The organism is Acinetobacter sp. A1-4-2, assembly GCF_040233925.1.
Taxonomy (GTDB): domain Bacteria; phylum Pseudomonadota; class Gammaproteobacteria; order Pseudomonadales; family Moraxellaceae; genus Acinetobacter.
The window spans coordinates 2,173,079-2,198,565 of the sequence record NZ_CP157981.1 but is presented as its reverse complement, the minus strand read 5'-3'; the positions used below and the strand labels follow the sequence as shown (position 1 = coordinate 2,198,565).

At 40.1% G+C, this 25,487-nt stretch carries 25 protein-coding genes, 2 tRNA genes and 1 pseudogene; 16 read left to right on the top strand and 12 right to left on the bottom strand.

All coding sequences use genetic code 11. From position 1 onward, the window contains the following. Together cysN and ABJ384_RS10705 are read left to right on the top strand one after the other, a co-directional pair. Entirely contained in the window at positions 1 to 1,617 is a 1,617-nt protein-coding gene (gene cysN / locus ABJ384_RS10710) for a sulfate adenylyltransferase subunit CysN (RefSeq protein ID WP_349927250.1), read from the top strand. Positions 1,618 to 1,765: 148 nt separating this feature from the next. Then, a complete protein-coding gene (locus ABJ384_RS10705) occupies positions 1,766 to 2,038 on the top strand; it encodes a hypothetical protein (RefSeq protein WP_349927249.1) in 273 nt (90 codons plus the stop codon). 6 nt (positions 2,039 to 2,044) lie between these two features. On the opposite strand, the gene ABJ384_RS10700 is transcribed toward ABJ384_RS10705, so the two are convergent. After that, positions 2,045 to 2,848, bottom strand: a complete 804-nt coding sequence (locus tag ABJ384_RS10700; RefSeq protein WP_349927247.1) for a hypothetical protein — start codon at positions 2,846 to 2,848, stop codon at positions 2,045 to 2,047. Positions 2,849 to 3,048: 200 nt separating this feature from the next. On the opposite strand from ABJ384_RS10700, the gene ABJ384_RS10695 reads away from it, so the two are divergent. Beyond that, on the top strand, positions 3,049 to 3,558 hold the full coding sequence (locus ABJ384_RS10695; protein WP_349927246.1) for a PadR family transcriptional regulator: 510 nt from the start codon (positions 3,049 to 3,051) through the stop codon (positions 3,556 to 3,558). 35 nt (positions 3,559 to 3,593) lie between these two features. Further along, on the top strand, positions 3,594 to 3,842 hold the full coding sequence (locus ABJ384_RS10690) for a DUF2798 domain-containing protein (RefSeq protein WP_349927244.1): 249 nt from the start codon (positions 3,594 to 3,596) through the stop codon (positions 3,840 to 3,842). A gap of 69 nt (positions 3,843 to 3,911) precedes the next feature. Here ABJ384_RS10690 and ABJ384_RS10685 read toward each other — a convergent pair whose 3' ends face one another. From ABJ384_RS10685 to ABJ384_RS10675, 3 genes are all read right to left on the bottom strand, one after another. Continuing rightward, positions 3,912 to 4,190, bottom strand: coding sequence for a hypothetical protein (locus ABJ384_RS10685; RefSeq protein WP_349927243.1), 279 nt, complete (start codon positions 4,188 to 4,190; stop codon positions 3,912 to 3,914). A 135-nt stretch (positions 4,191 to 4,325) separates the two neighbouring features. Then, on the bottom strand, positions 4,326 to 4,655 hold the full coding sequence (locus tag ABJ384_RS10680; RefSeq protein ID WP_349927241.1) for a thioredoxin family protein: 330 nt from the start codon (positions 4,653 to 4,655) through the stop codon (positions 4,326 to 4,328). A gap of 24 nt (positions 4,656 to 4,679) precedes the next feature. Next, positions 4,680 to 5,120: an N-acetyltransferase gene (locus ABJ384_RS10675; protein WP_349927240.1), complete on the bottom strand. Its 441-nt coding sequence runs from the start codon at positions 5,118 to 5,120 to the stop codon at positions 4,680 to 4,682. A 128-nt stretch (positions 5,121 to 5,248) separates the two neighbouring features. Here ABJ384_RS10675 and ABJ384_RS10670 point away from each other — a divergent pair, with 128 nt between their 5' ends. From ABJ384_RS10670 to ABJ384_RS10660, 3 genes are all read left to right on the top strand, one after another. Beyond that, a complete protein-coding gene (locus tag ABJ384_RS10670; protein ID WP_349927238.1) occupies positions 5,249 to 6,241 on the top strand; it encodes an NAD(P)H-quinone oxidoreductase in 993 nt (330 codons plus the stop codon). A gap of 241 nt (positions 6,242 to 6,482) precedes the next feature. Beyond that, entirely contained in the window at positions 6,483 to 6,683 is a 201-nt protein-coding gene (locus ABJ384_RS10665; protein WP_086176233.1) for a hypothetical protein, read from the top strand. A gap of 136 nt (positions 6,684 to 6,819) precedes the next feature. Further along, on the top strand, positions 6,820 to 7,725 hold the full coding sequence (locus ABJ384_RS10660; protein WP_180042331.1) for a WYL domain-containing protein: 906 nt from the start codon (positions 6,820 to 6,822) through the stop codon (positions 7,723 to 7,725). 122 nt (positions 7,726 to 7,847) lie between these two features. On the opposite strand, the gene ABJ384_RS10655 is transcribed toward ABJ384_RS10660, so the two are convergent. Together ABJ384_RS10655 and ABJ384_RS10650 are read right to left on the bottom strand one after the other, a co-directional pair. After that, positions 7,848 to 7,933, bottom strand: a tRNA-Leu gene (locus ABJ384_RS10655). Between the two features lie 10 nt (positions 7,934 to 7,943). After that, positions 7,944 to 8,017, bottom strand: a tRNA-Cys gene (locus ABJ384_RS10650). Between the two features lie 153 nt (positions 8,018 to 8,170). Between ABJ384_RS10650 and folD the strand changes: the two genes are divergently transcribed. Next, the gene (folD, locus tag ABJ384_RS10645) at positions 8,171 to 9,019 is read left to right on the top strand and encodes a bifunctional methylenetetrahydrofolate dehydrogenase/methenyltetrahydrofolate cyclohydrolase FolD (RefSeq protein ID WP_180042329.1); all 849 of its coding nucleotides are present in this window, start codon (positions 8,171 to 8,173) and stop codon (positions 9,017 to 9,019) included. A 265-nt stretch (positions 9,020 to 9,284) separates the two neighbouring features. After that, positions 9,285 to 9,953, top strand: coding sequence for a 50S ribosomal protein L11 methyltransferase (locus ABJ384_RS10640; RefSeq protein WP_180042327.1), 669 nt, complete (start codon positions 9,285 to 9,287; stop codon positions 9,951 to 9,953). A gap of 33 nt (positions 9,954 to 9,986) precedes the next feature. Here ABJ384_RS10640 and ABJ384_RS10635 read toward each other — a convergent pair whose 3' ends face one another. Then, a complete protein-coding gene (locus ABJ384_RS10635) occupies positions 9,987 to 10,415 on the bottom strand; it encodes a hypothetical protein (RefSeq protein ID WP_180042325.1) in 429 nt (142 codons plus the stop codon). 276 nt (positions 10,416 to 10,691) lie between these two features. Between ABJ384_RS10635 and glpD the strand changes: the two genes are divergently transcribed. Further along, complete coding sequence (glpD, locus tag ABJ384_RS10630; protein WP_349927236.1) at positions 10,692 to 12,212, top strand: glycerol-3-phosphate dehydrogenase; 1,521 nt, start codon at positions 10,692 to 10,694, stop codon at positions 12,210 to 12,212. A 92-nt stretch (positions 12,213 to 12,304) separates the two neighbouring features. On the opposite strand, the gene ABJ384_RS10625 is transcribed toward glpD, so the two are convergent. Together ABJ384_RS10625 and ABJ384_RS10620 are read right to left on the bottom strand one after the other, a co-directional pair. Continuing rightward, on the bottom strand, positions 12,305 to 12,631 hold the full coding sequence (locus ABJ384_RS10625; protein ID WP_240921624.1) for a hypothetical protein: 327 nt from the start codon (positions 12,629 to 12,631) through the stop codon (positions 12,305 to 12,307). Between the two features lie 139 nt (positions 12,632 to 12,770). Next, positions 12,771 to 14,600 carry a phosphoenolpyruvate carboxykinase (GTP) gene (locus ABJ384_RS10620; protein WP_180042321.1) on the bottom strand — a complete coding sequence of 610 codons (1,830 nt, stop codon included), beginning with the start codon at positions 14,598 to 14,600 and terminating at the stop codon, positions 12,771 to 12,773. A 416-nt stretch (positions 14,601 to 15,016) separates the two neighbouring features. On the opposite strand from ABJ384_RS10620, the gene ABJ384_RS10615 reads away from it, so the two are divergent. The 4 genes from ABJ384_RS10615 to groL all read left to right on the top strand — a co-directional run bounded on the left by ABJ384_RS10615 (position 15,017) and on the right by groL (position 18,887). Beyond that, a complete protein-coding gene (locus tag ABJ384_RS10615) occupies positions 15,017 to 15,955 on the top strand; it encodes a diacylglycerol kinase family protein (protein ID WP_349927234.1) in 939 nt (312 codons plus the stop codon). Next, positions 15,936 to 16,709 (top strand): metallophosphoesterase, encoded by a 774-nt coding sequence (locus ABJ384_RS10610; protein WP_349927232.1) that lies wholly within the window; start codon positions 15,936 to 15,938, stop codon positions 16,707 to 16,709. The genes ABJ384_RS10615 and ABJ384_RS10610 overlap by 20 nt, the downstream gene beginning before the upstream one ends. Before the next feature lie 182 nt (positions 16,710 to 16,891). Further along, on the top strand, positions 16,892 to 17,182 hold the full coding sequence (locus ABJ384_RS10605; protein WP_016167026.1) for a co-chaperone GroES: 291 nt from the start codon (positions 16,892 to 16,894) through the stop codon (positions 17,180 to 17,182). A gap of 70 nt (positions 17,183 to 17,252) precedes the next feature. Beyond that, positions 17,253 to 18,887, top strand: a complete 1,635-nt coding sequence (gene groL, locus ABJ384_RS10600) for a chaperonin GroEL (RefSeq protein ID WP_166170312.1) — start codon at positions 17,253 to 17,255, stop codon at positions 18,885 to 18,887. A 585-nt stretch (positions 18,888 to 19,472) separates the two neighbouring features. Here groL and ABJ384_RS10595 read toward each other — a convergent pair. The 3 genes and pseudogenes from ABJ384_RS10595 to ABJ384_RS10585 form a co-directional block, all read right to left on the bottom strand. Then, on the bottom strand, positions 19,473 to 19,856 hold the full coding sequence (locus tag ABJ384_RS10595) for a hypothetical protein (RefSeq protein ID WP_349927229.1): 384 nt from the start codon (positions 19,854 to 19,856) through the stop codon (positions 19,473 to 19,475). Between the two features lie 315 nt (positions 19,857 to 20,171). Further along, positions 20,172 to 20,922, bottom strand: a protein-coding gene (locus tag ABJ384_RS10590; protein WP_349927228.1) for an IS5 family transposase whose coding sequence is annotated in 2 segments (ribosomal slippage) — positions 20,172 to 20,694 and positions 20,693 to 20,922 — 753 coding nt in all. Because the reading frame shifts where the segments join, the coding sequence is not laid out codon by codon here. An 80-nt stretch (positions 20,923 to 21,002) separates the two neighbouring features. Further along, positions 21,003 to 21,373 (bottom strand): annotated as a pseudogene (locus ABJ384_RS10585) (IS5/IS1182 family transposase); the annotation flags it as partial. Between the two features lie 495 nt (positions 21,374 to 21,868). Between ABJ384_RS10585 and ABJ384_RS10580 the strand changes: the two are divergent. Both ABJ384_RS10580 and ABJ384_RS10575 read left to right on the top strand, forming a co-directional pair. Further along, positions 21,869 to 23,443, top strand: a complete 1,575-nt coding sequence (locus ABJ384_RS10580) for a YadA C-terminal domain-containing protein (protein ID WP_349927226.1) — start codon at positions 21,869 to 21,871, stop codon at positions 23,441 to 23,443. A 751-nt stretch (positions 23,444 to 24,194) separates the two neighbouring features. Next, a complete protein-coding gene (locus ABJ384_RS10575; protein ID WP_349927224.1) occupies positions 24,195 to 25,460 on the top strand; it encodes a TolC family protein in 1,266 nt (421 codons plus the stop codon). Positions 25,461 to 25,487 lie beyond the last annotated feature (27 nt).

The following is a 25,487-nucleotide window of genomic DNA, read 5'->3' as shown; positions in this document are numbered from 1 at the left end:
ATGTCTCATCAATCTGAACTGATTAGCCAGGATATCTTGGCGTATTTGAAACAACACGAAAATAAAGACTTACTGCGTTTTTTGACTTGCGGTAACGTGGATGATGGTAAATCGACTTTAATCGGTCGTTTACTTTACGATTCAAAATTGATCTATGAAGATCAATTGCAAGCTGTTACCCGTGACTCTAAAAAAGTCGGGACGACTGGTGATGCACCTGATTTGGCACTTCTTGTTGATGGTCTGCAAGCTGAACGTGAGCAGGGTATTACCATTGATGTAGCGTATCGTTATTTCTCTACTGAAAAGCGTAAGTTCATTATTGCCGATACTCCGGGGCATGAGCAATACACCCGTAACATGGCGACAGGTGCTTCAACTTGTGACCTTGCGATCATCCTGATTGATGCGCGTTATGGTGTGCAAACCCAAACTCGTCGTCATACCTATATTGCAAGTTTGCTCGGTATTAAGAACATTATTGTTGCGATCAACAAAATGGACTTGGTTGAATTCTCTGAAGCACGCTTTAATGAAATTCAGGCCGATTATGCCAACTTCGTGAACCAGTTAGGCGACCGTAAGCCAAGCAATATCATCTTTACGCCTATTTCTGCATTGAATGGCGATAACGTGGTGAACAAGTCGCCAAATACGCCGTGGTACACGGGCGAAACCTTGATGGGTACGCTTGAGTCTGTAGAAATTAACCGTGATACCACGAAACGTGATTTCCGTTTCCCTGTTCAATATGTTAACCGTCCGAACCTCGACTTCCGTGGTTTCGCAGGTACGATTGCGCTGGGTGAAATCAATGTCGGCGATACAGTTGTGGCTTTACCATCGGGTAAGACTTCAACAGTGAAAGAAATCGTGACTTATGATGGCAACCTTGAACATGCTTTTGCGGGTCAAGCGGTGACATTAACGCTGAATGATGAAATTGACGTATCACGCGGTAATATGCTGGTTCGTGCAGATCAGGGAATTCCTGCCATTTCACGTGCGGTTAAAGCGACTGTGGTCTGGATGGCAGATCAACCACTGGTCATTGGCAAGTTGTATAACATCAAAATTGGTACACAAACGGTTCCTGCTAAAGTGACTGGCATTAACTTCCGTACCAATGTGAATACACTTGAGCAAATGCAAGTGGATCATCTTGATCTAAATGCGATTGCCAATGTGACTGTTGAATTTGATGCGCCAGTAGTCTTTGACCGTTATCAAGACAGCCGTTATACCGGTTCGTTTATCTTCATTGATCGTTTGAATAACGTGACGATTGGTGCGGGTATGGTGGAAGAGTCTGTTGAATGGACTGCACATAGCAACCCTGTCACAGCGGAAGACCGTGCGGCACGTTTGGGTCAAAAACCTGCGTCAATTACGGTATCGGCCAAAGCACTGGAAAATGCGCAAGCGCTTGAAAACTTGTTGCTTCAACAAGGCATCGTGGCGATTGCGAAAGCTGATCTTGATGCTGCGCACGTTGCACTGCTTCGTGAAACAGGTATTGCGGTCATTACTACTGTTGCAGAAGCGACAGATGTAAGCTTTACGCAAGAGTCTGTTGAAGAACTGGCTGAGAAAATTGTGGAATTGGTTCGTCTATAAGACTGGACTGATTTGAAAAGAAAACCCGCTGAAAAGGCGGGTTTTTTATTTGTTTAAGTTGTAAGTGTCTTAATAATATACAGTCATTCGAAAGTTGAACATTCACTTAAATTACTTCTCGATACAATACAAATATTGAGGGGTATTTATGAAAAAATTATTTATTTTAATAGGGTTATGTTTAGCCTTTGGTGTGGAAGCTAAACAAAGTAATGAAAGTACAGAAGCGATTAAGCAAAAAATAATTCAGCAGTCGATTGAAAGTTATCCCGGGAATTGTCCTTGTCCTTATAATACTGCGAGGAATCGCAGTCGATGTGGGAAACGTAGTGCCTATAACCGTGCAGGCGGGTATGCACCACTTTGTTATCCGGAAGATGTAAGTGAGCGGATGGTGAGGGAGTATAAGGGGCGAGGTTAATCGAATTTATTCATCTATATTTATACATTCATGAAGTTTTAAGACTTTATAAATAAAGGGTTTATCATTAATAGTTTGTATTTCGATATCAACTACGAATGCAACCCCGTAAGGGTGCTGATTGAATAACATTTCCTTTTTTAAAGAATCATTATCAAATCTTATCTTTACAGTATTTTTAGAAATACTTTCAATCACGCCTTTATCATTATTGGTATTTTTAGTGGAAGAATTCGTTTGAGTGAAAATGAGTAAAACTTGTTCTCTAATATTGGTGTTAGGCGAGGGTTTGAAGCTTTTAGCACTTTGTGCCTTAGTATAGATTTCATTGGCATCTGGTGAGTTAATCATAAAGCTAATTGTACAGTTATCTCCAAAATTTAATCCTTCAAAACTAATTTTTCCTTTACTGTCGTTAATGATTGGTTCGACTAAATTTTGAATATTATTAAGTGATGTTGTACTGATTTGCTCATCTTTAACAATTTCTTGAACAGATTTTGTTTTTAAAATGTTTATTGTATTTGCAATGTGCTTAGTAAAATCTAGTAAAGTATTTGCATGTTCGACAAAGGCGAGCATAGTTGGGCTATATGCGATTAAATCTGTAATGATTGATCCTGAACGAATTTCATTAACATATAATTTAATATCTTCTGGTTGTAGGTGATTAGACGCTTTTTGAATGTAATTAGAATATTCGGAGTTAACACTATTTAGACTATTAATATAATGAATTAGTTCAATTTTATTTGAATATTCTATATGTATTTGTAGCTTTGATTCTTCAAACTTAACTGTTGTTTCCATAGATAAGTGTTCTTAAGTATTTTGTAGATATTTTATACATAATTTAATAAAAACAAATAGTTCAAATGTCTAGTTGGTTATTTTAAAAGTCTTGTCAATAGAACCTCATACTAAAAATAATTTATAAAACACAAATAAGTAAATTAATTTAAAAGTTATATTAAGATATATCTTAATTAATCTTAAGGTGCTTCTTAGTTATGCCAAATTCTAATCATATTGAGAACATCGAAAGTACATCTTCACCGCGCAAACGCCTGTTTGAAGCAGGCCAAATGAAACTATTAGTGCTGCATTTTATTGCCCAATCTCCAAAGTTTAGCTACGACATCATTAAAGATGTGGCATCACTGGTAGGCGGGAACTACAAGCCGAGTACAGGCACCATCTGTCCGACGATTAACTATCTTGAAGAACATAGCTATACAGAAGTGAAGCTGAGTGAGGATGAGCGCAAGCAATATCACATTACAGCCAAAGGCATAAAGCATTTAGCTGCGTATCAAGACGAAATCAATAAAGTTCTCGACCGCTTTAATACGCGTAAGCAAATCCAGAACAACGAACACTATGTCGATATCAAACGTGCGATGGAAAACTTGAAAACATCATTGCGCCTGAAGATTCAACATACCGAACTGAACCCAGAGCAAATCCGTGAAATCTCTGGAAAGATTGATCAGGCAGCAGTAGAAATTGCACGTATGTAATTCGATTCACGATTTAAAAAAGATTAGGTTAAATGATGAAAAGTAATCTCCCAAAATTCCACCCGAAACATCTGACTTGGCTGATGCCACTTATCCTGTCGGGCATTATGAGTGGCGCAATTTCCTGCTTTAACATGTTGCTGAATAAAGGCTTGGTTGATGGCTTCTTTTCTCTGTGGCTACATGCATGGAGCTTGTCATGGCTGATGGCTTTCCCACTGATTCTGGTGATGCTGCCATTGGTGCGTAAATTCCTGATGCAGTTTGTAGAAATGCCCAAATAAAAAACGATTTGGTTTGATTTAAAAACTGTCAAAACCATGCATATAAGAGACGGGATGAATGCATCAGCTTTAGCCCCGTTTTTTTCTCAGCCAGATCACTAAACGGGTCAACATTAGCAGTACGGCAAAATAGATCTGAAAGACGGCTGCAAAAATCATGATCCAGCCGCTATTCCCAGGAGTCTTTCTTGCATCAAGCTCAATGATAAATACCAAAATTGCAACCACAATTTCAAAAACAATCACGGTTTTAAATAGCCAGGCCCACGGAAAACGTAACAACCAGGTCAGGAAAATAATGCCCAAACCAGGGAACAGACAAAATAGGAAAATGACTTTTAAATCCATAATAATTGAGAATTTTTTATTGTGGGTGTGGGGCTAACAATATATTGAATAAAAATGGAAATAAAGCAATGTACTTGAAATGACTATGCAATATTCAATTGGGTATTTTTATCATTGAACCACAATAATTTTAGATTAGTCCATTGAATCAACTATGCTTTTCATTTCATTCAAACTTTTCCCCCCTGCAATCCGTTGAATGATTTGTCCATTTTTAAAAATCAGTGTAGAAGGCAAACCGTAAACGTTATAGCGTAGGGTCAAAATCGGGGATTGATCGACATTGATCTTGCCGAATTTGATCTCGGGTTTGAATTCAGCATAATGAGTTGCCAACTGTTCAAAGACATGGAAGTTCTGTACACAGGGTTTGCACCAGTCGGCATAGAAACGGATGACTGCCAGGCCTTCAAACCATTCAAAATCACTATAATTATCTTCATTGTATTCAATGACGGCTGACATCAATTTGTCCTTATATTTTTCCAATTACGGCTTAGACCAAGTCATACTCAATTCTGCATGACCCGTGTTTTGATCCATGGCTTGGCTGATGGTTTTAAAGCCCTGCTGCTGATAAAAATTTACCGCTGCGGTATTTTCAGTATAGACATTTAAATGCAATTCATCACACTGCTGTTTAAAAAAATCAATCAAGGCCGTACCGTATCCCAAACCTTGCTGATGAGGCGCAATAAAAAGTGCAGCCAGCGCCGATTCTGATCTTAATAAGGATGCAAAACCTGCGACAGTTTGATTTTCCTTGATCACATAATTTTCGGCTAAAGGCAGGTAAAGATCACGCATCGGAATTAGCTGATGCTCCCAGTAAGAAGCAGGAATAAAACCATGTGCCTGTAGGGAAGCATTGAGCCAGATGTCTAAGATAGACTCTATATCCTGCATTTCAGCTTTTTGAATGGTTGCCATGCGCTCATATCATTTTGCTGAATAGTAGGAAGATTATACATAAGTCCACAGTTATTCATTCCCGGCTATTTCTATGTTCAAATAGAATAGTAAATTTTAAAAAGTAATGAATAGATCAGGAATAAATTATGTCACAAACGACTATGCAACAAGTCATCATCACAGAACCCGGTGGCGTGGATAAACTGGCTTACGAAACTGTTGCAGTACCTGAAGCTAAAGCAGATGAAGTCTTGGTGAAAGTGCATGCATTTGGCATTAACCGTCCTGACATCTTGCAGCGTCAAGGTCTATATCCAATGCCTAAAGGAGTAACGCCTGTACCGGGTCTGGAAGTGGCGGGTGAGGTGGTTGCTGTAGGAAACGAGGTTACTCAATTTAAAGTTGGCGATCAGGTGTGTGGCCTGACCAATGGGGGTGGTTATGCAGAATATTGTGTGGTGCCTGAAAGCCAGACCTTGAATATTCCTGAAGGTGTGAGCTTTACTCAGGCAGCCGCGATTCCTGAAACCTTCTTTACCGTATGGGCGAATGTGTTCCAGATGGGTAAAGCCAAGGCAGGGGAAACGGTACTGGTACATGGTGGAACAAGCGGGATTGGAACGACTGCTTTAATGCTGTGTAAATCACTCGGCATCAAAACGTTTGCAACCGTAGGTTCAGATGAAAAAGTGGCAGCAATTTCGGATTTAACCACGGCAATCAACTATAAGACTCAGGATTTCGAGCAAGTCATTAATGAGGCTACTGACAATGGTGGTGTTGATGTGATTCTGGATATGGTGGGTGCGCCATATTTAGAACGTAATTTGAATTTGCTGCGCCGTGATGGTCGTCTGGTTTATATCGCATTCTTGGGTGGTGCAAAAGCCAAAGAGGTCAAACTCGGTCAAATCATGATGAAACGCCTGACTATTACCGGTTCAACCATGCGTGCACGTAACACTGCGGAAAAAGCTGAAATTGCTCAAGGTCTGCAAGAGCATGTTGCACCGCTGTGGGCAAAAGGAGAATGTTTGCCGATGATCTATAAAACTTTTAAGTTTGACCAGATTCAGGATGCTCATGCGGTGATGGATACCGGTGAACATGTTGGTAAAGTTGTGGTAGAAATCCTCTAATCATTCCTGTGATTGAAATACTAAAAGCCAACATATGTTGGCTTTTATTTTGCTTACAATAAAAATGATAAGTAACTTAAATTAATAGATAAAAATAAGGTTATAAAATTTTAAAAAATGGTAAAAAATATCGATTGTTCGACACAACCTGTCAAAACCAGGGAGTAGATTAAGATTTAGAATAATCCGACTAAATTGTTTGGAATTAATTGAAACGTCATGTAATAAAAGGAAGTATATTATGAAAATAGTCTCAGCTCCTTATACATCTGAACATGGCTTACGCGCCTTGAAGCGATTGCATAAAGCCATTATTTGCAATCAGGTATTACCTTCTAATCTGCATCAGTTTTATAAAGCGATGCTGCATCTTGAGCGTTATGTTGAACGGCTTAATCCCAAACCGCCGACAAAAGGTGTCACCAGCCGTTTCAAATCCTGATTCAAGTTTATCCTATTAGGCTTAAGTTGAAATAAATATTTAAAATTAAGTTTTTGATTGGTAGTATAATTTTTAGATAATTTAAAAAATTTTAGCATTTTAGGTATTGTGCTTTTATTGCACAAAGAGGGTGTTTATGAAGGGCAATGCGTCAACGCATGAGCGCCTCGCAGAGCGTTTGGCCAATATTTTAACCAAACTGAATATAGGGCATCAGTTAAGTGTACAAGAACTGGCGGGTGAGTTTCAGGTCAGTACCCGAACCATTGAACGGGACTTTGATCGGCTTAATTCATACTTGCCTTTGATTCAGGATGGAAACACTAAACGCTATTATCTGGAACCTTCCTATTTAGGCCGTTTTAAACTGCAGGATATCCAGAATTTTGCGCAACTGTCGGGAATTAGTGAGCTTTACCCGACGCTGGATATTTCTTTTTTACGCGAATTGCTGGACGAGCGGGCGAATCAGGTCTTCTCGGCAAAAGGCTATTATTTTGAAGATAGCAAACGGTTTGCTGAACATTTTAAGCTGCTTAGCGCTGCGATTTATAAACGTCAATGGATTGAGCTGCAATATCGTGATCAATGCAGAATCATCCAGCCTTATCGTTTAATCCATCATCATGGCATCTGGTATTTGGCGGGTGTCTTTCAGAAAAAACTGCAGACTTATCGCTTAAGTCAGATTCAGCAGGTGAAACTGCTATTTGAGGCAGAAAATTTCCAACATGATGCCGAGATATTAAAAATACTGGCTGATGAGGAAAGCATCTGGTTTGGACAGCAAAAACAGCAGGTTTTTATCCAGGTAAAGGCTGAGGTTGCGGTATTTTTTAAAGAGCGGCGTTTGTTTCCAGAGCAGCAGATTGAGCAGGAATCCACATCGGGAGAATTATTAATCAGCTGTCGGGTTCGCCACGAAATGCAGTTGTTGCCTTTAGTGCGGTATTGGCTACCACATGTCAGGATTATTCAGCCAGTTCATTTGCAGCAAAAACTGGAGCAGGACTTGGAGAATTATTTGCGCTCTGCGGGATGATAGCCAAAGAGCATAATAGTGGAATGTAATTCAGAATAAAAATCTGAGTTGCTAAATTTTAGGCATAAAAAAACCAGCTTAATGCTGGGTTCTTTATTTACACCATCTTAGTAGGCTAAGAATGGTGCCCGAGGCCAGACTCGAACTGGCACGCTTTGTGGGCGGGGGATTTTAAATCCCCTGTGTCTACCGATTTCACCACTCGGGCTTAACAAGATTGGAGGCGGAGGTCGGAATCGAACCGGCGTACACGGAGTTGCAGTCCGCTGCATGACCACTCTGCCACCCCGCCATGTCTTGTTGCTGCGTATATTATCAAGCCCTGAAAAAAAAACAATAGTAGATTTATGCAGATGTGCAGAAAAGCAGCATATAACGGAAAATATTTAAAATATTCATGTAGAATGTGCGAAATTGATTCATATCAACATTTGGGAGAAGTGCCGTGGCATTAGTATTAGATGGTCGTGCATTGGCAAAGAAAATTGAGGCTGATTTGTTAACTCGCGTAGAAGCGTTAAAAGCAAAATCAGGTCGTACTCCAATCCTTGCGACTATTTTGGTGGGTGACGATGGCGCATCTGCAACTTATGTGCGTATGAAAGGAAATGCTTGCCGCCGTGTCGGTATGGATTCATTGAAAGTTGAACTTCCGAAAGAAACCACGACTGAAGAATTACTGGCTGAAATTGAAAAACTCAATGCCAATCCTGATGTTCACGGTATTCTTTTACAGCACCCAGTGCCTGCACAAATTGATGAGCGTGCTTGTTTCGATGCCATTTCACTGGCGAAAGACGTTGATGGTGTAACTTGCCTGGGTTATGGTCGTATGGCAATGGGTGAGGCAGCTTATGGTTCTGCAACGCCTGCAGGTATCATGACTATCCTGCAAGCCAATGATATTGAGATTGCAGGTAAACATGCAGTCGTTGTTGGTCGTTCTGCAATTTTGGGTAAACCGATGGCTGCAATGTTGCTTGAAGCTAATGCAACAGTAACGATTTGCCATTCACGTACACAAAACCTGGCTGACTTCGTTAAACAGGCTGACATTATTGTCGGTGCAGTAGGTAAAGCTGAACTGATTCAAAAAGACTGGATTAAACCAGGCGCAGTTGTGGTTGATGCCGGCTTCCACCCACGTGATGGCGGTGGTGTAGGTGACATCCAGTTGGTTGGTATTGAAGAAGTGGCTTCTGCTTATACACCAGTTCCAGGTGGTGTAGGTCCTATGACCATTACCACTTTGATTCGTCAAACTGTTGAAGCTGCTGAAAAGGCTTTAGGTTAATCTTTTAATTAAAAGATGGTGAAGTCACGACGGAGTCTTACCGTTGTGACGATCGATGTAAGAAGCTCGTATGTTACTTTTGTTTCGGCAAAAGTAACCAAAACCATTTGTCACCCACAGAACTCGGCATTTTGTGTCATTTAATCTGAAATGTCGCAGAAACAATTTTAAATAAATTTAGGTTTGCCTCGAACAGCTGCGGATGACTTGGTCGCGTATCAAATCCCTTTATAAGTTTCAATAAGATCATCGCCAAGGCTTAAGCATGAGCTGTACTTTCCAATTTCCAAAAGCCCCCGAACATTTAATTCAAGCTTTGCATGAAGTGATTCCAAACTGTGAGCTACTTGCCCAGCAATTGCCTGAAATCCCCATTTCACTGTGGCTGATTCCACCGGTCTTTCCGACAGACAAACTCGATGACGAAGTGATTCGTCGGATCTGGAATGATACGCCATACTGGATATTCTGCTGGGCTTCAGGACTTGCTATGGCACAGTGGCTCTTAGCTGAACCACATCATGTGAAAGACAAGGTGGTACTCGACTTTGGTGCGGGGTCGGGTGTGGTTGCAATTGCAGCGAAAATGGCAGGAGCGAAGCGGGTGATCTGTTGTGATATTGATCAGGTCAGTCTGGATGCGTGTCGTGCCAATGCCGAGTTGAATAATGTCGAGCTGGAATATCTGGATGATTTATATAAAGCAGAACAGGTTGATGTACTACTGGCCGCAGATGTACTGTATGACCAATGCAATCGCTTCTTTTTAGATGAGTTTCTAAAGTTTGCCCCGGAAGTATGGGTGGCAGACAGTCGGGTGAAAAATTTTAGTCATCCAAACTACGAAAAACTGGATGAACGTAGTGCCACGACTTGGCCAGATCTGGATGAAGCAAAGGAATTTCGTAATGTCAGTTTTTATAAGACGCTATAAATAGCGTCTTATTTCTGTCTAAATTATTAAGTTTTAAGAGCAGGTATAGCGAACCACACTTAAGGTGCTTGGACGCGCTTCTAACGACTGACGAGTAGCCATATTTTCACTATTATATAAGTCTGGGGTGTTGCTTAGACTTATGCTGGTACGGCTCTGGCCCAGTTGACGACCATAGTGTGGAGTTTGTATTTCCGGATTGGCAATTTCACTAATGCTCAGGATCGTTAATTTATATTGTTTATTTAAGCCTAATACTTTTTGGCAGGCACGCTGTAATTTCTGTTCATCTATTTTCTGGTTTTGACGAATAGCCAAAGTATAAGTCAATGTTGCGCTATTGGCAGACTGGCTTTCAATCTGATAGCCGACATTACCATTGTATTGGCGCGGAGTACTTTGACAGGCAGTCAGTGCAAGCGCAAGCAAACTTAAACCCAACAATTTATAGCTCTTGTTCATCTTCAAAAAATCCCGGTGTTATTATTCTACTCAGTATGCCATAAGCCCGATTTTTTAACGATCTTGAGGCAGTGTATATTCCATAAAAAAGCTTTCCAAATGTGACCATCTGGAAAGCTGATGCCATCAGAATAAAAAAAATAAACACTTGATTCATTTTGTCTGCATTGAAGTGAATGACAATTATTCGGTGTCCTTTCACTTTAATAGTGTTAGGTTTCTTGAGATAACAAGAAATTTAAGTTTACTGTCTGAACAGGATTAGAGGAGGTGGACATGCAAGTGAGTCATCCGGTCTATGATGTAGCGGTGATTGGTGGTGGTATTAATGGCGTGGGTATTGCCGTTGATGCTGCAGGACGGGGTTTGTCGGTTTTTTTATGTGAAAAGGATGACCTCGCCAGCCATACTTCCTCTGCCAGCAGTAAGTTGATTCATGGCGGTTTGCGTTATCTTGAATATAAAGAATTCCGTTTGGTACATGAAGCTTTGCTGGAGCGGGAAATCCTGCTAGCCAAAGCACCGCATATCATTCGTCCCTTACGTTTTATCATGCCACATCAGCCGCATTTACGTCCCGCTTGGCTGATACGGACCGGTTTATTTATTTATGATCATTTGGGAAAACGGAAAAAATTAGCTGCTTCCCGGCATATTCATTTTGATCCGGCCAGCAGTCCTTTAAAAGATGAAATGACGCAAGGTTTTGAGTATTCGGATTGTACTGTGGATGATGCGCGGTTAGTGGTTTTAAATGCCATGCAGGCGCATGAGCTGGGCGCCAAAATTGCCACACAAACCCGTTGTACCGCTGCTTACCGTGAAAATGGCGTGTGGAATATCCATCTGGAACATGCGCAGGGTAGTTATCAGGTGCAGGCAAAAGCGCTGGTTAACGCTACAGGACCTTGGGTGTTCCAGTTTATTGAGCACAATTTAAAACAGCAATCACCGCATGGTCTACGTCTTGTTCAGGGCAGTCATATTATCGTGCCTAGAATTTATGAGGGCGATAAAGCTTTCATTCTGCAAAATGATGATCAGCGTATTGTTTTTGCGATTCCTTATCTGGAGCAATATACCTTGATTGGGACTACTGATCATGAGTATCAGGGCAATCTTGATCAGGTCGAAATCACCGCACAGGAAGTGGATTATTTACTGGATGTTTATAATGATCATTTTAAGCATCAGCTGACGGTTGAGGATATTTTATATACCTATTCAGGTGTGCGCTCTTTGTGTGATGACGAGTCGGATAATCCATCGGCTGTTACCCGAGATTACACTTTGGCAATATCGCATGCGCAGGAAAATGATGCACCTTTACTATCGGTATTTGGTGGCAAGCTCACCACTTATCGAAAACTGGCAGAGTCAGCAATGGCGCATTTGGCGCCGAGTTTCCCTGACATGCATAAGCCCTGGACTGAAACGGCTTTTTTGCCGGGTGCGGAAAATCTGGTTTCGATTGAGTTGTTAATGCAGCAGCTGATGCAGGCTATTGAGGATGTTTCTTTACCATTGGCTTCGCGCTGGGCACATGCTTATGGTTCAAGGGTATGGGGATTTTTAAAGGATATTTCAGGCATCAATGAACTGGGTGAGGATTTTGGTCATGGTTTGTTTGCTAGAGAAGTAGACTATCTGGTGGATCAGGAGTGGGCGAGAACCAGTGAGGATATTTTATGGCGCAGAAGCAAACTCGGTTTTCAATTTAGTAGCGATGAAATACAGCAACTGGATCAATATCTTTTAAAATTGCTGATTAGAAGATCGGAAGATACCGCTGCTTAAATCATTCAATAAAAAAAGACCGCCTGAGCGGTCTTTTGGGTGCAGCAAGTTTTAGTTGTGATCTTCATTCAAGTTTCAGCGGTGGGCTGTACTTAAATTTCAACGCCGCCGAGTTCTTTACAATTTACCGGCGTATTCCATTTCACTGCTGTACCCCAAACCACGGGGCGTACAAAACGCCAAGGCCAGAAACCGAATCTCTGGCTGGCATTGTAGTTAATGACCACGTTGCCACCGACTTGATGAGCACGTTCTGCAAAACGTGAATACAGTTCTTCTACGCTGCCATAAGTCCCTTTAGCCACTTTAATGCGCTTTTTGATCTGAAACTGGCTAGAGTCTGGCGTACCTTTGATTGCACAAATGTGAAGAGCAGGCTGTTCAGGTGTCTCGGGTTTGGCTATTGCCAAAGTAGACATGCTAAGCAGACAGGCGGTCAGTGTGAGTGTTTTTAACATGAAGTTTCCCCTTTTATGGCTGTTGTTAAGTTATATAATCTTATTATTAAACAAATAGTTAAAAAAAAGGCCGCTTGTGCGGCCTTTTTTTATTTAGCGATTAAGCAGATTGAACTGCAGCTAAAAGTTCAGCTTGACGCTTTTTCAATGCTTCTGGTAAACGGTCACCCAGTTTGTTGAACAATTCAGAGTGGCTTTCAAATTCTTTGATCCACAAATCTTTATCTTGAGAAGTCACCATCTCGAACTGTTCTTTAGTGAAGTCAGAACCAGTCCAGTTCAGCTGTTCGTAAGTTGGAACGCGACCGATTGGTGTTTCAACAGCATCTGCACGACCTTCACAACGGTCAATGATCCACTCAAGAACACGCATGTTTTGACCGAAACCAGGCCATACGAAGTTGCCTTCAGCATCACGACGGAACCAGTTTACGTTGTAGATGCCAGGAAGCTTGTTGCCAGCAGCAGCAGCTTTCGCACCAACTTTCTCACCCATTTCTAACCAGTGAGAGAAGTAGTCAGCCATGTTGTAACCGGTGAATGGAAGCATCGCAAATGGGTCACGACGAACAACACCTTGTTGACCAACAGCAGCAGCAGTGGTTTCAGAACCCATGGTTGCTGCTTTATACACGCCGTCAACCCAGTCGATTGCTTCTGAAACTAGCGGAACTGTGTCTGCACGGCGACCACCGAAGATGAATGCAGAAATTGGAACACCTGCCGGATTTTCCCAGTCAGCATCAATTGAAGGGCATTGACCCGCAGCAACGGTAAAACGTGCATTTGGATGCGCAGCTTTTTCACCAGCAACGTGTGGTTGACCTTTCCAGTTAGTCAGGTTAGCAGGTACTTCTTTAGTCAGACCTTCCCACCATACTTCACCGTTGTCAGTCACGGCAACGTTAGTGTAAATCACGTCGTGGCTTAAAGTCGCCATACAGTTCGGGTTGGTTTTGGTATTGGTACCAGGTGCTACACCGAAGAAACCAGCTTCTGGGTTGATTGCATATAAGCGACCGTCTTCACCTGGTTTGATCCAGGCAATATCATCACCTACAGTTTCAATTTTCCAGCCTTCGTAACCTGCTGGTGGAATCAACATTGCAAAGTTGGTTTTACCACAAGCTGATGGGAATGCAGCAGCGATGTAGTGTTTTTCACCTTGTGGATTGGTTACGCCAAGAATCAGCATGTGTTCAGCTAACCAGCCTTGTTGACGGCCCATAGAAGAGGCAATACGTAATGCCAGGCATTTTTTACCCAACAATGCGTTACCACCGTAACCTGAACCATAAGACCAGATTTCACGAGTTTCTGGATAATGCACGATATATTTTTCTGGGTTGCAAGGCCAAGCTACGTCTTTTTGACCTTCTTCAAGCGGAGCGCCTACAGTGTGGACACATGGTACGAATTCGCCATCAGTACCAAGTACCTCGTAAACAGCTTTACCCATACGAGCCATTTTAGCCATGCTTACTGCTACGTAAGGAGAGTCGGTTATCTCAATACCGATGTGTGCAATATGAGAACCTAAAGGACCCATAGAGAAAGGAACCACGTACATGGTACGTCCTTTCATGCAACCATCAAACAAACCGTTCAGGCGAGCGCGCATTTCAGCAGGCGCTTCCCAGTTGTTTGTCGCACCTGCGTCTTCTTGTTTTTCTGAACAGATAAATGTGCGACCTTCAACACGAGCAACGTCAGAAGGATCTGAATTTGCCAAGTAAGAACCAGGGTGTTTTTCTGGGTTAAGTGCTTGCATAGTGCCGTTAGCGATCATCAAGTCAATAAGACGTTGATATTCTTCTGCGCTACCGTCACACCATTCAATTTTTGCCGGTTTGGTTAATTTAGCAATCTCTTCCACCCATGCAATAAGCTTAGGGTTACGAACGAATTCTGGTGCGTTCACTTGGGTCATGGTGAGGCCTATCTCAAATATGTACGATTCAAATGTACAAAGTACAATCCAGGCAATGGGATACATCGCCAGGATGAAAATATAAAAAAAAGTGGCTGTATTAAAGCATAAAATCATAAAAAAAATAAGACTAAAGAAGTAGCTGAAATAGATTGGAATATTATATGTTTATTTTTTAAAATCATTAAAAACAATAAGTTAAAACATTGTTCGTTTATTAATTGATCCATTTACCAGTTTTATGAGTGTTATTTATTTAAATTATTTATTTTTAAAACAATAGTTTAGTGTTGTTATTTTCGTGGTGATCGCTATTGATTTAATAAATGGTAGTAATTCGAATTTTACATAAAGATGCTTTCAATTGTCGATAATTTGGACGAAATTAGAGCAATTGCTTCAAAAAAGTAGTAAAAATGTCAGTTTCTGCCAAGCCTTTGTCCCTTATCTATAATGAAAAATCAGGATTTCATGCAGCCAATAAAGATGAAATCTATGAGCCGCTTATAACAAATTTAACGGCTTATGGTTATGAGATTCAGGCATTTGAAATTAGTGCTGAAACAGATTTTAGCAGTTTTATGGACAAAATCATCGCACGTCATCTACAGGCAGAAGAAATTGGTATTGTGGTCGCTGCGGGTGGGGATGGTACACTCAATACGGTGGCTACCAAATTGATAGGCACCGAGATTCCTATGGGGATTTTTCCCTTGGGAACCTTCAATTATGTTGCCCGCTTGTTGCATATTCCACTTGATCTGCTCAAAGCGGCCGATGTTATCGCGACAGGACAAATCCGTGCAGTTCATGTGGCACAAATTAATGATCATATCTATTTAAACAATGCCAGCTTGGGGCTTTATCCCTTATTCATACAAAGGCGTGAACTCTATAACCGGCGTTTTGGCCGTTTTGCTTTACATGCCTATACTTCAGCGCTAGATGTGCTGATTCGTGATCGTAAAGAGCTGAAACTGGAAGTGGAAATTGACGGTAAAAAATATCCCGTCAAAACTCCGCTGATTTTTTTTGGTAATAATCAGTTACAACTTGCAGAGATGAATTTACGCATTGCTAAATGTGCTGAATTGGGGAAAGTCGCAGGGGTCGTGGTGGCAAAAAGCGATAAACCCACCTTATTTAAAATTTTATGGCAACTGATTCGAGGCAATCTTGATCATGCGCCAGAGGTATATAGCTTTTCTGCCGACAAGGTGCAAATACATTCCAAAGCCAAAAAACTGACTCTTGCACTGGATGGTGAGATTGTGGAAATGCAGCCCCCGCTGCATATTTCTGTGCGTAATCATGCATTAAAAATAATGGTTCCTTATGATTCTACATCTATCTGATTTGCATTTTGGTACGGAAAGACCGGCCTGTATGGCTGCAATCCGTCTATTTTGTCAGCAATATCCTTTGGAAGCTGTGGTGGTCAGTGGGGACTTAACCCAGCGTGCCCGTTATAAGCAGTTTTATGACTGCAAACAGTTTGTGGAAAGTTTAAATCTACCCTATCTGGTGGTACCTGGAAATCATGATATTCCCTTATACCATGTCTGGAACCGGGTATTCAGTCCCTTTACCCGCTATAAAATTTTCTTTGGTCATATGGAAACTGTGCTGGAAACCAAGAATTTTTATCTGATTGGCGTCAACAGTATTCGACGGCGTTATCACACTCGGGGCCATATTTCCCTGGAGCAAATTCAGCAAATTGATCAAAGGCTGATGATGGCTCCCAAGCGTAAAATCAAACTTATTGTGGCGCACCAGCCATTTTATACACCGCCGGATAATCCGCATGGGATCAAGGATTGTCCAATGCTAGGGCGTATGGCTTTGGAATCTTGGAGTCAAAGTGGTTTAAATGGTCTGTTGCATGGTCATCTGCATCAATCAGCGGTGTATGATCTGAACCAGATTTACCATTTAGGGGTAGACCATCCGGTGTTGGATATTCATGCGGGAACTGCAACGTCTTACCGTTTGCATCGTGGTTTACCCAACAGTCTGAATCTGATTTATCCAAATGCTGATGTAGAGCATTATTATTTTAACAATCAGCAAAAAGAATTTGTGTTAAAAGAAGAAAGTGTCGATTAAATGCAGAAATATCGGATTTGAATAAAAAAAATACAAAAAACAGCAAATTTTTTTTGTTTGCCCCTTGAAGCGTTTTTTTCCATCCCCACAAAAGTGTCATCGAAATTATTTGATGATGACCGATGGAATAACAAAGTCATCATTACTTCACTAATAAAAGACTTAGTCTGATGGAGTTTCCAATGAGCAACATTCGTCCATTACATGATCGCGTAGTTATTCGTCGTGTTGAAGAAGAAACTAAAACTGCTGGCGGTATTTTGCTTCCAGGTTCTGCTGCTGAAAAACCGGCTCAAGGTGAAATTATTGCAGTAGGCAATGGCCAGATTACTGACAACGGTGTACGTGCTTTAGATGTAAAAGTTGGCGACAAAGTATTATTCGGCACTTATGCAGGTACAACGGTAAAAGTACAAGGCGAAGAACTTCTTATTATGAAAGAGTCTGACATTTTAGCGGTGCTTGAAGGTTAATCCTGAGCCGGAAAATTCAGACCTGATTATTGATTCAGCTTATTGAAAATTAAAATATTTGGAGTAAACCATGTCAGCTAAAGACGTAAAATTTGGTGATTCAGCTCGCGCTAAAATGATTGCAGGTGTAAACGTACTTGCAGATGCGGTAAAAGTGACTTTAGGCCCTAAAGGCCGTAACGTTGTGATCGACCGTTCTTTTGGCGCACCACATATCACTAAAGATGGTGTAACTGTAGCGAAAGAAATTTCACTTGCAGATAAATTTGAGAACATGGGTGCTCAACTGGTTCGTGAGGTTTCTTCAAAAACCAATGACATCGCAGGTGACGGTACAACAACTGCAACCGTATTGGCTCAAGCAATCTTGAATGAAGGAATCAAGTCGGTGACTGCGGGTATGAACCCAATGGACTTGAAACGCGGTATCGACCTTGCAGTGAAAGCTGTAGTGGAAAACATCAAAGCCACTGCTAAACCAGCGTCTGACACGAAAGCAATTGAACAAGTGGGTTCGATCTCTGCAAACTCTGACGAAACTGTGGGTAAACTGATTGCTCAAGCAATGGAACGCGTTGGTAAAGAAGGCGTGATCACTGTTGAAGAAGGTTCAGGTTTTGAAGATGCGTTAGACGTAGTTGAGGGTATGCAGTTTGACCGTGGTTATATCAGCCCGTACTTTGCTAACAAACAAGACACTTTAACGGCGGAACTGGAAAACCCGTTCATCCTGCTTGTTGATAAAAAAATCAGCAATATCCGTGAATTGATTACTGTACTTGAAGCGGTTGCCAAAACTGGTAAACCACTGCTTATCATCGCTGAAGATGTTGAAGGCGAAGCGTTGGCAACTCTAGTTGTGAACAACATGCGCGGCATCATTAAAGTATGTGCAGTGAAAGCACCTGGTTTTGGTGACCGTCGTAAAGCAATGCTGCAAGATATCGCAATCTTGACTGGTGCGACTGTGATCTCTGAAGAAGTGGGTATGTCTTTAGAGCAAGCTACACTTCAAGATTTGGGTACTGCACATAAAGTAACAGTATCTAAAGAAAACACCGTGATTGTAGATGGTGCTGGCGATGCAAACCAGATTGCTGAACGTGTTCAACAAATCCGTGCGCAAATTGAAGAATCTACGTCTGAATATGACAAAGAAAAACTTCAGGAACGCGTTGCTAAATTGGCTGGTGGTGTTGCAGTAATTAAAATTGGTGCAGCAACTGAAGTTGAAATGAAAGAGAAAAAAGACCGTGTTGACGATGCGCTTCATGCAACACGTGCTGCAGTTGAAGAAGGTGTAGTTGCGGGTGGTGGTGTTGCGCTGGTGCGTGCAGCTTCTGCGCTTAACGGTGTAACTGGTGCTAATGATGACCAAAATGTAGGTATCAACATTTTACGTCGCGCTATTGAAGCTCCGCTTCGTCAAATCGTAGCGAATGCGGGTGATGAGCCATCGGTAGTGATTAACGCTGTGAAAAATGGCGAAGGTAACTTCGGTTATAACGCTGCCACTGGTGAATATGGCGATATGCTTGAAATGGGTATTCTTGACCCTGCAAAAGTAACGCGTTCTGCACTTGAACATGCTGCTTCTGTTGCGGCTTTAATGTTAACGACCGAATGCATGATCACAGATATTCCTGAAGATAAACCCGCTATGCCTGATATGGGTGGCATGGGTGGAATGGGCGGTATGATGTAATTCGTCTGGCTGATTCATTACTCAGCTTTCCAATACATGTTAAAAACATCCTTCAGGTTTGAGCTTGAAGGATGTTTTTTTATTAGTGTATTTATTTATAAGTGTTATAAATTTTAACAATTTCAGTAAAAAATCTTCGACTTTTGTATCCTGTCTGTTAATTTATTTTGTGATAGGATTAATGAAGATAAGATAAATTTCACATCAGGTACGTATGATTTTTCTGTTGATATTTTAAACAGAATTAAGTGTATAGAAGGGGATCTGAACATAATAAGTATTTCTGAATATGTGTGATCTTTATCATAATATGATGTATAAATGTTGTTAAATAGTGATATTATTGTGACTGTGTAATCAGTTTATAATAGTTAATAATTTCTCCAAAATATAGTTGACATTTAGCATGAATGATTTGAATACAAGAGCTAAAGAACATAAGAGGGTAGTTCTGAAATCAGAGCTGATAATGATTAGCGCTGAAGAGTTGAAAGGCTTATATCGAAAGTTGAGGGACTATGAAGATCAGATTCAAAGTTACCAACAAGAAAAGCGATTTTTTCTGAAAATGCTGTCCAATCAATCCTAATTAGTTTGGCTAAACTCATCAATTAAGTTTTGAATAATTTCTTTGTGTGCACTCTTTAGGGCTTTGAATTTTAAAAAATAGTTTAATTCAACACTTTGTGATTCTGTTAGTGTAGGTGTTTCATCTGCTAGTTTTTGATCACCAAATCTTAACCATTGTTTAGAAACATTTAACCATAATGCTAATAGCGACAATTTATCCTGACCAGGAATAGCCTTGCCAAGCAGCCAGTTATTCGCTGATTGTACGGAAATTGGTTGACCATCATAACGACAGTTAAATTCTTTCGACAAGTAAGTTGGACTAATCGGATGTTTGGCTTCTGATAAAGCCTGGGTTAGGCGTTCAGCAAAAAGTTTTTTTTCCTGTTGATTGCTCATGATCTAAAATAAACCTCAAAGATGCAATTATTATACACTTTTTATATTGCGAATAGGTTGTGCTATTGTAATACTTTTACTCCATAAAGGTAAATTAATTTCAATATCTAAAAAAGTCTTTGATAGTTTAATTTGTATCCAAAAGTTTCCATTTGATATTTTAAAGTCAGCTTGATTTTAAAAAAATAGCTGTAATAAGCTATATAAAATCCCCATTTCTTTTAACAGTATTTTACACGGTTTTTTGCATTATGATGAGTGAATGTAAATTCACACTTTTATGTGTAGTATAAAAAAATTGATTAGGGCGTGTCTTCATTTGGCTTTGCACCAAATAAATATGCAGGCTATACGGATCATAGATTTATAATTGCGTGCTAGTTTATCAAATCGAGTTGCAATAGCACGGAAATGTTTTAATCTCGCAAAAGCATTTTCAACTAAATGTCTTAATTTATATAGATATTTACCAAATTCCTTATTTGATCTCTTACTGTTTGATCTCAATGGAATAATGGGAATCATATTCTTGTTCTTGGCACATATTCTAATGTGCTTAGCATCATACCCCTTGTCAGCAATAAGATAAGTTGCCTCGCCTACAATATCAATCAGTTGTTTTGCAACTTGACTGTCGTGGACATCACCCCCAGTGATTTTAAAATCAATCGGTAATCCATTCGCGTCGGTTGCAAGATGTATTTTTGTTGTTTGTCCACCACGTGATTGTCCAATTGCTCTTTCGAAACCATGCCGAGCTCCACTTGCATGTTGATGCACGCGTATGTAGCTTCCATCAATGAATACCCATTCCTGATCCAGAATGCCTCGTAATCTAAAAAAATTTATCCCATAATCCCTTACTTGCCCAGCGATTAAAGCGATTGTAAGCAGTTTGCCAAGGGCAAAGTTCTTGAGGAATATCACGCCATGTCGCACCCGTACGTAGTTTCCATAAGATGGCTTCCATGATATTTCTACTGTTTTTTGAACAGTAACAACCGTGTAATCGCATAGTATCTTGAATTTTCTGCCAAATATCATCGGTGAGAAGAGTACGTGCCATTGAAAAAATATAGAAATGAAAAGAGCTTAAAGGAGGATTTTAAGTATTTAAAACCAATTCTTCAAATGAGGACACGCCCTAGTATCTTTTAGAGCTATGCGATTAACCAATCTTGTTGCTACTCTCATATCATGAGTTGTGTGGTCATGAATTAGAAATTGAATAGGGTTCCCATTTAAATGAGTTTTAGAGCTATTACCCCCATGATTTTTGAAATAGTTTGGGTTCTGATGCCTGTGGCATGCTGATGAGCACGCACATAGGTTGCATGAATAAATACCCATTCCGGATCAGCATCAGAAAAAATTAAGTTAAATTATTTTTAATAACTTATTATCTTTTGATCACTGTGTTTTGTTTGAGATAAATATCAGAATTTGGGGTGAGGGGTCTTGCCTAGTAAGGCTTTCAGCTTAGACTGGTGTTGATCTGTCAGTATTGTGCGAGTCATAGCGAGAAGTGAATTTGGTTTGGTGATTAAATTTTACTTTCTCGCTATTTTTTTGCACAGCAAATGTCACAGGCTTCATTGAAATCGAGTTGTCTTTATAAAAATTGACTGTAAACGCAGTGAACTGATGCTGCTAAAAAAAATTATAAATTGATTTTATCCATCTCTCTAAAAAATAACTAAATAAAAGAGTGTTTTATCAAATTTTGATTTAAATCGTTTTGAGATGTTTTTTCTTTTGGTGTAATTTATTGATTATATTTTATTTTAATGTTTTTTTATGTGGTCATTTTAATAAATTATATGTTTATTGAAAAAAATAAATCAAATATTGATTGATAAAAATGTTTATTTTTGTATATGATTGGCTGGTAGTTGGTGAGGGTTTGATCTTAATTAGTAAAGGATTCGAATAACTACACCTTAATTAGAGGTTTTGCTGGTTTACAGGATCCTAGGGTAGGCCAGTCTTTTTATAAAAATGGAGATATGTGTATGAGTTTACAAAAATCATTCAAGTTGTCAGCAGTAGCATTTGCAATTGCTGCATCTAGTTCAGTAATGGCAGATCAAATTAGTGTACTTGCTTTCGATGATATATATGGTTGGGTACCAACAACATCTTTTGATACAGATGCCTTCAATAGTGTTACAACAAATTCATTAACAGTAAATGGTCCAAGCCAATTGAATGGTAATTTGACTGTTAATGGCGGAGAGTCAAATATTATTAGTGCGGGTACGATTGCTACTGGTGCTGATTTAGTTATACCGACTGTAAATGCTGCTTTTGCAAATACTACTCAGAATTTTAATCAGGATCGAGTAGATACTCAAGATCAGACTCGTACAGTTGATGCGCAAGTTATTAATGAAAATAAGTTCCAATTAACTACATCTGAACAAGTAGGTCAGCAATCTTGGACAACATCGCAATCTGCAACTGCAAATTATGATCTTGCTGGTGTAATTATTCCTGGTAGTTTGACTGGTCCAGTGTTAGGTACTACCGTTGACAATGGATTTGTTGCCACAACTGTTGATAAGGTCCAAGATCTAACTTTGGGACGTAATAATTCTACAGAAGATTATCAATTATCTATCAGTAAAACAGAAAATGGTGTTACAAATTCAACCACTGTAAATGCTTCTGGTATTTCAACTGGTCAAATTACACTTGCTGGTCAAGATTTAGCAACAACAATCGCTAATGGGGATGCAACGACTTTAGCATCTGCAAATCTTTATACAGATGGTCAAGTTGCAAATGAAGCAGCAGCTCGTGCAGCAGCAGATACTCAATTACAAGCAAATATTGATACTGAAGCAGCTACTCGTGCAGCAGCAGATGTAGTTTTACAAGACAACATTAATGCTGAAGCAGCAACTCGTTCAGCAGCAGATACAGCATTAAATACTCGTGTTGATACTGAAGCAGCTACTCGTGCAGCAGCAGATGTAGTTTTACAAGACAACATTAATGCTGAAGCAGCAACTCGTTCAGCAGCAGATACAGCATTAAATACTCGTGTTGATACTGAAGCAGCTACTCGTGCAGCAGCAGATGTAGTTTTACAAGACAACATTAATGCTGAAGCAGCAACTCGTTCAGCAGCAGATACAGCATTAAATACTCGTGTTGATACTGAAGCAGCTACTCGTGCAGCTGGTTTAGCAGCAGCAGCAACAGATCGTCAAGCGATTCGTTCAGAATTTGCTAATGGTGATGTAGCAACTCTAGCTTCAGCAAATGCTTATACAAATACACAAGTGGCTAATGTAAATTCACGTGTGAACCAGTTGAATACACGTGTTGATGATGTTGAGAAAACTTCTTACCGTGGTATCGCTATTGCTTTAGCTGCGCAACAACAAATCCCTAACATCGGTGCTGGTCAATTTGCAGTATTTGGTGGTGTAGGTCATTATGAAGGTGAATCTGCTGGTGCTCTAGGTGTTGCTAGCGTATTTGCTGACGGTCGTACTTCTGTAAGTGCTGCAATTGGTTTTGCCGGTGGTAACGAAGTTGGCGGTCGTGTAGGTGTATCATACGTTTTTGGCGGTAAATAATTACCTGTTAAAAAGTATTGATTAAAAAAATCCTCGCCTTGTGCGGGGATTTTTTTAATCAATTTCTATTCATATGATGAGTCATTTTTTTGTTTGACTTATCACTTTAATTTTTTGTGTTAAACGTCTATAAAACAGCTGTTTTTATCCATTTTAGAATGGATAAAAATAATGCAAAAAAGCTGGAAAATAAAATTACTGGACAAATTGATGATACTGCGTTGAATGTAAGTTTATAGACTAAAATAATCCAGCAAATTGTTCACTACACTCAAACTCAGGTGGACAGGGTGTCTGCTTTAGATCTGGGAAAGAGATGGGATTTGGTTTCTTTGAGCTGATCGATTTTATACATAAATTATGTATAAATCCTGCAAGTTGACGGTACAAATCATGATCAAAAAATGGATATTTGCATCATTGATGCAAGAGGCTTACTGTCGAGGAATAGAATTAAAATTCCGGAAAAAAGAGGGGAGAAAGTTACCTACTTAAAAAATATAGTCACTTGATAATAGAGCAAAAAATTAATGAAAGTTTCATGTGTTTAGTCTGTATTTTAATGAGTTGTTGCTTTAAAATCCGAAAATGCTCTAATTAATGTGATATTTTTCACATTAATTTGGATGGTTAATACCGAGTTTTTGATTAGAACACAGTAGAAATCTTAAAGCTAATTATTGAAAGTCATCATTATTTTTTATGTAATAATCACTTAAAGTTGAATATGAAAAAAAGTCATAGATCTGTTGTGAGATATCCTCAAAATCAGGTGATGGTGCTGTTCACCACATTAATGTTGACTTCCCCGGTTTATGCAGCGGATCTCAAAATATTGCTACAGAATGCATTAACACAAGATCCATTGATGATTGAAGCGCAAGCCAATGAGCAAGCGGCGATTAGTAAAGTTAAAGAGTCACAGGCCTTGCATTATCCAGTTTTGGCAGTGACCGCGAATCAAGTTCTGGGTCAATCCCATAAAGATCGTACCGATTATGCCAGTGAAGACTTCACACCGGGTTTACGTGGCACCCTGAATTTATATTCTTTTGGAGCCATTAGTGCGCAGGTCGAGCGCGATAAAAGAAAATCAGCGTATTTCCATGAAAAAATTGGTGAAACTTCAGAAGAATTAGGCTACACCATTGGCAGTGAATATATTAAAGCCTTGCGTGCCCAAGAGTCCTTAGTTGTACAAAACCGGAGTCTGGAACGCCACAATAAATTCACCCAGGATATTGGGATTATTGTGAAATATGATCAGGGGCGTCGTTCTGAACTGATTCAGGCTAAAGCCCGGCAGATGCAGGTTGAACATATGATCAGCGGTTTACAGCGTGAGCTGGGCTTTGCTTTAAGTAATCTGAAAAAATATACAGCTGATGTTTCTCCAGATGGATTGCGTGATCCATTTGCCGATCTTTCCGTCACGGATGTTGTGAATCGTTATAGCTTGACCCATCCTAGCCAGCATCCCTCTTTTCAGGCACAACAAGCTGAATTGGACAGTATCCGATCCGAACATAAATATCGTCAAACCAAACGCTATCCAAGTATTAATTTAGAAGGAAATGTCACCACTGAAGATCGTCAAGTTTATTTGAGCATGTCGTGGGATATGTTTAATCAAGCGACAAAATATTCAGTTGAGCAGGGTGGACAATCGATTGTGGCAGCAAATGCACGATTAGGGCAAATTCAGCGAGATATAGAAGAACGTGCCCGAACTGCAGAAATTGATATGTTTCAAAGCAAACAAACAATGGACATTACCCGGCAACAAATTGCAGCTTCACGTGATGTAGTGATTGCCAATGAAAAGCAATTTAAGATTGCACGAAAAACTTTGGTTGATGTACTGAATGCCTATAATGAACTGTCTGCAGTGGAAATGGCTTATGTAACGGCACAAAATGATTTTCGTATGGCAGCCCTGGCGTATTTACGGGCACAGGGGAAAATCTCAACCTGGGCGATGGGTTCGAGCAACACGACCTGGTCGATACAGCCTTAACTTTTAATCCAGCATTGCGACAGAATA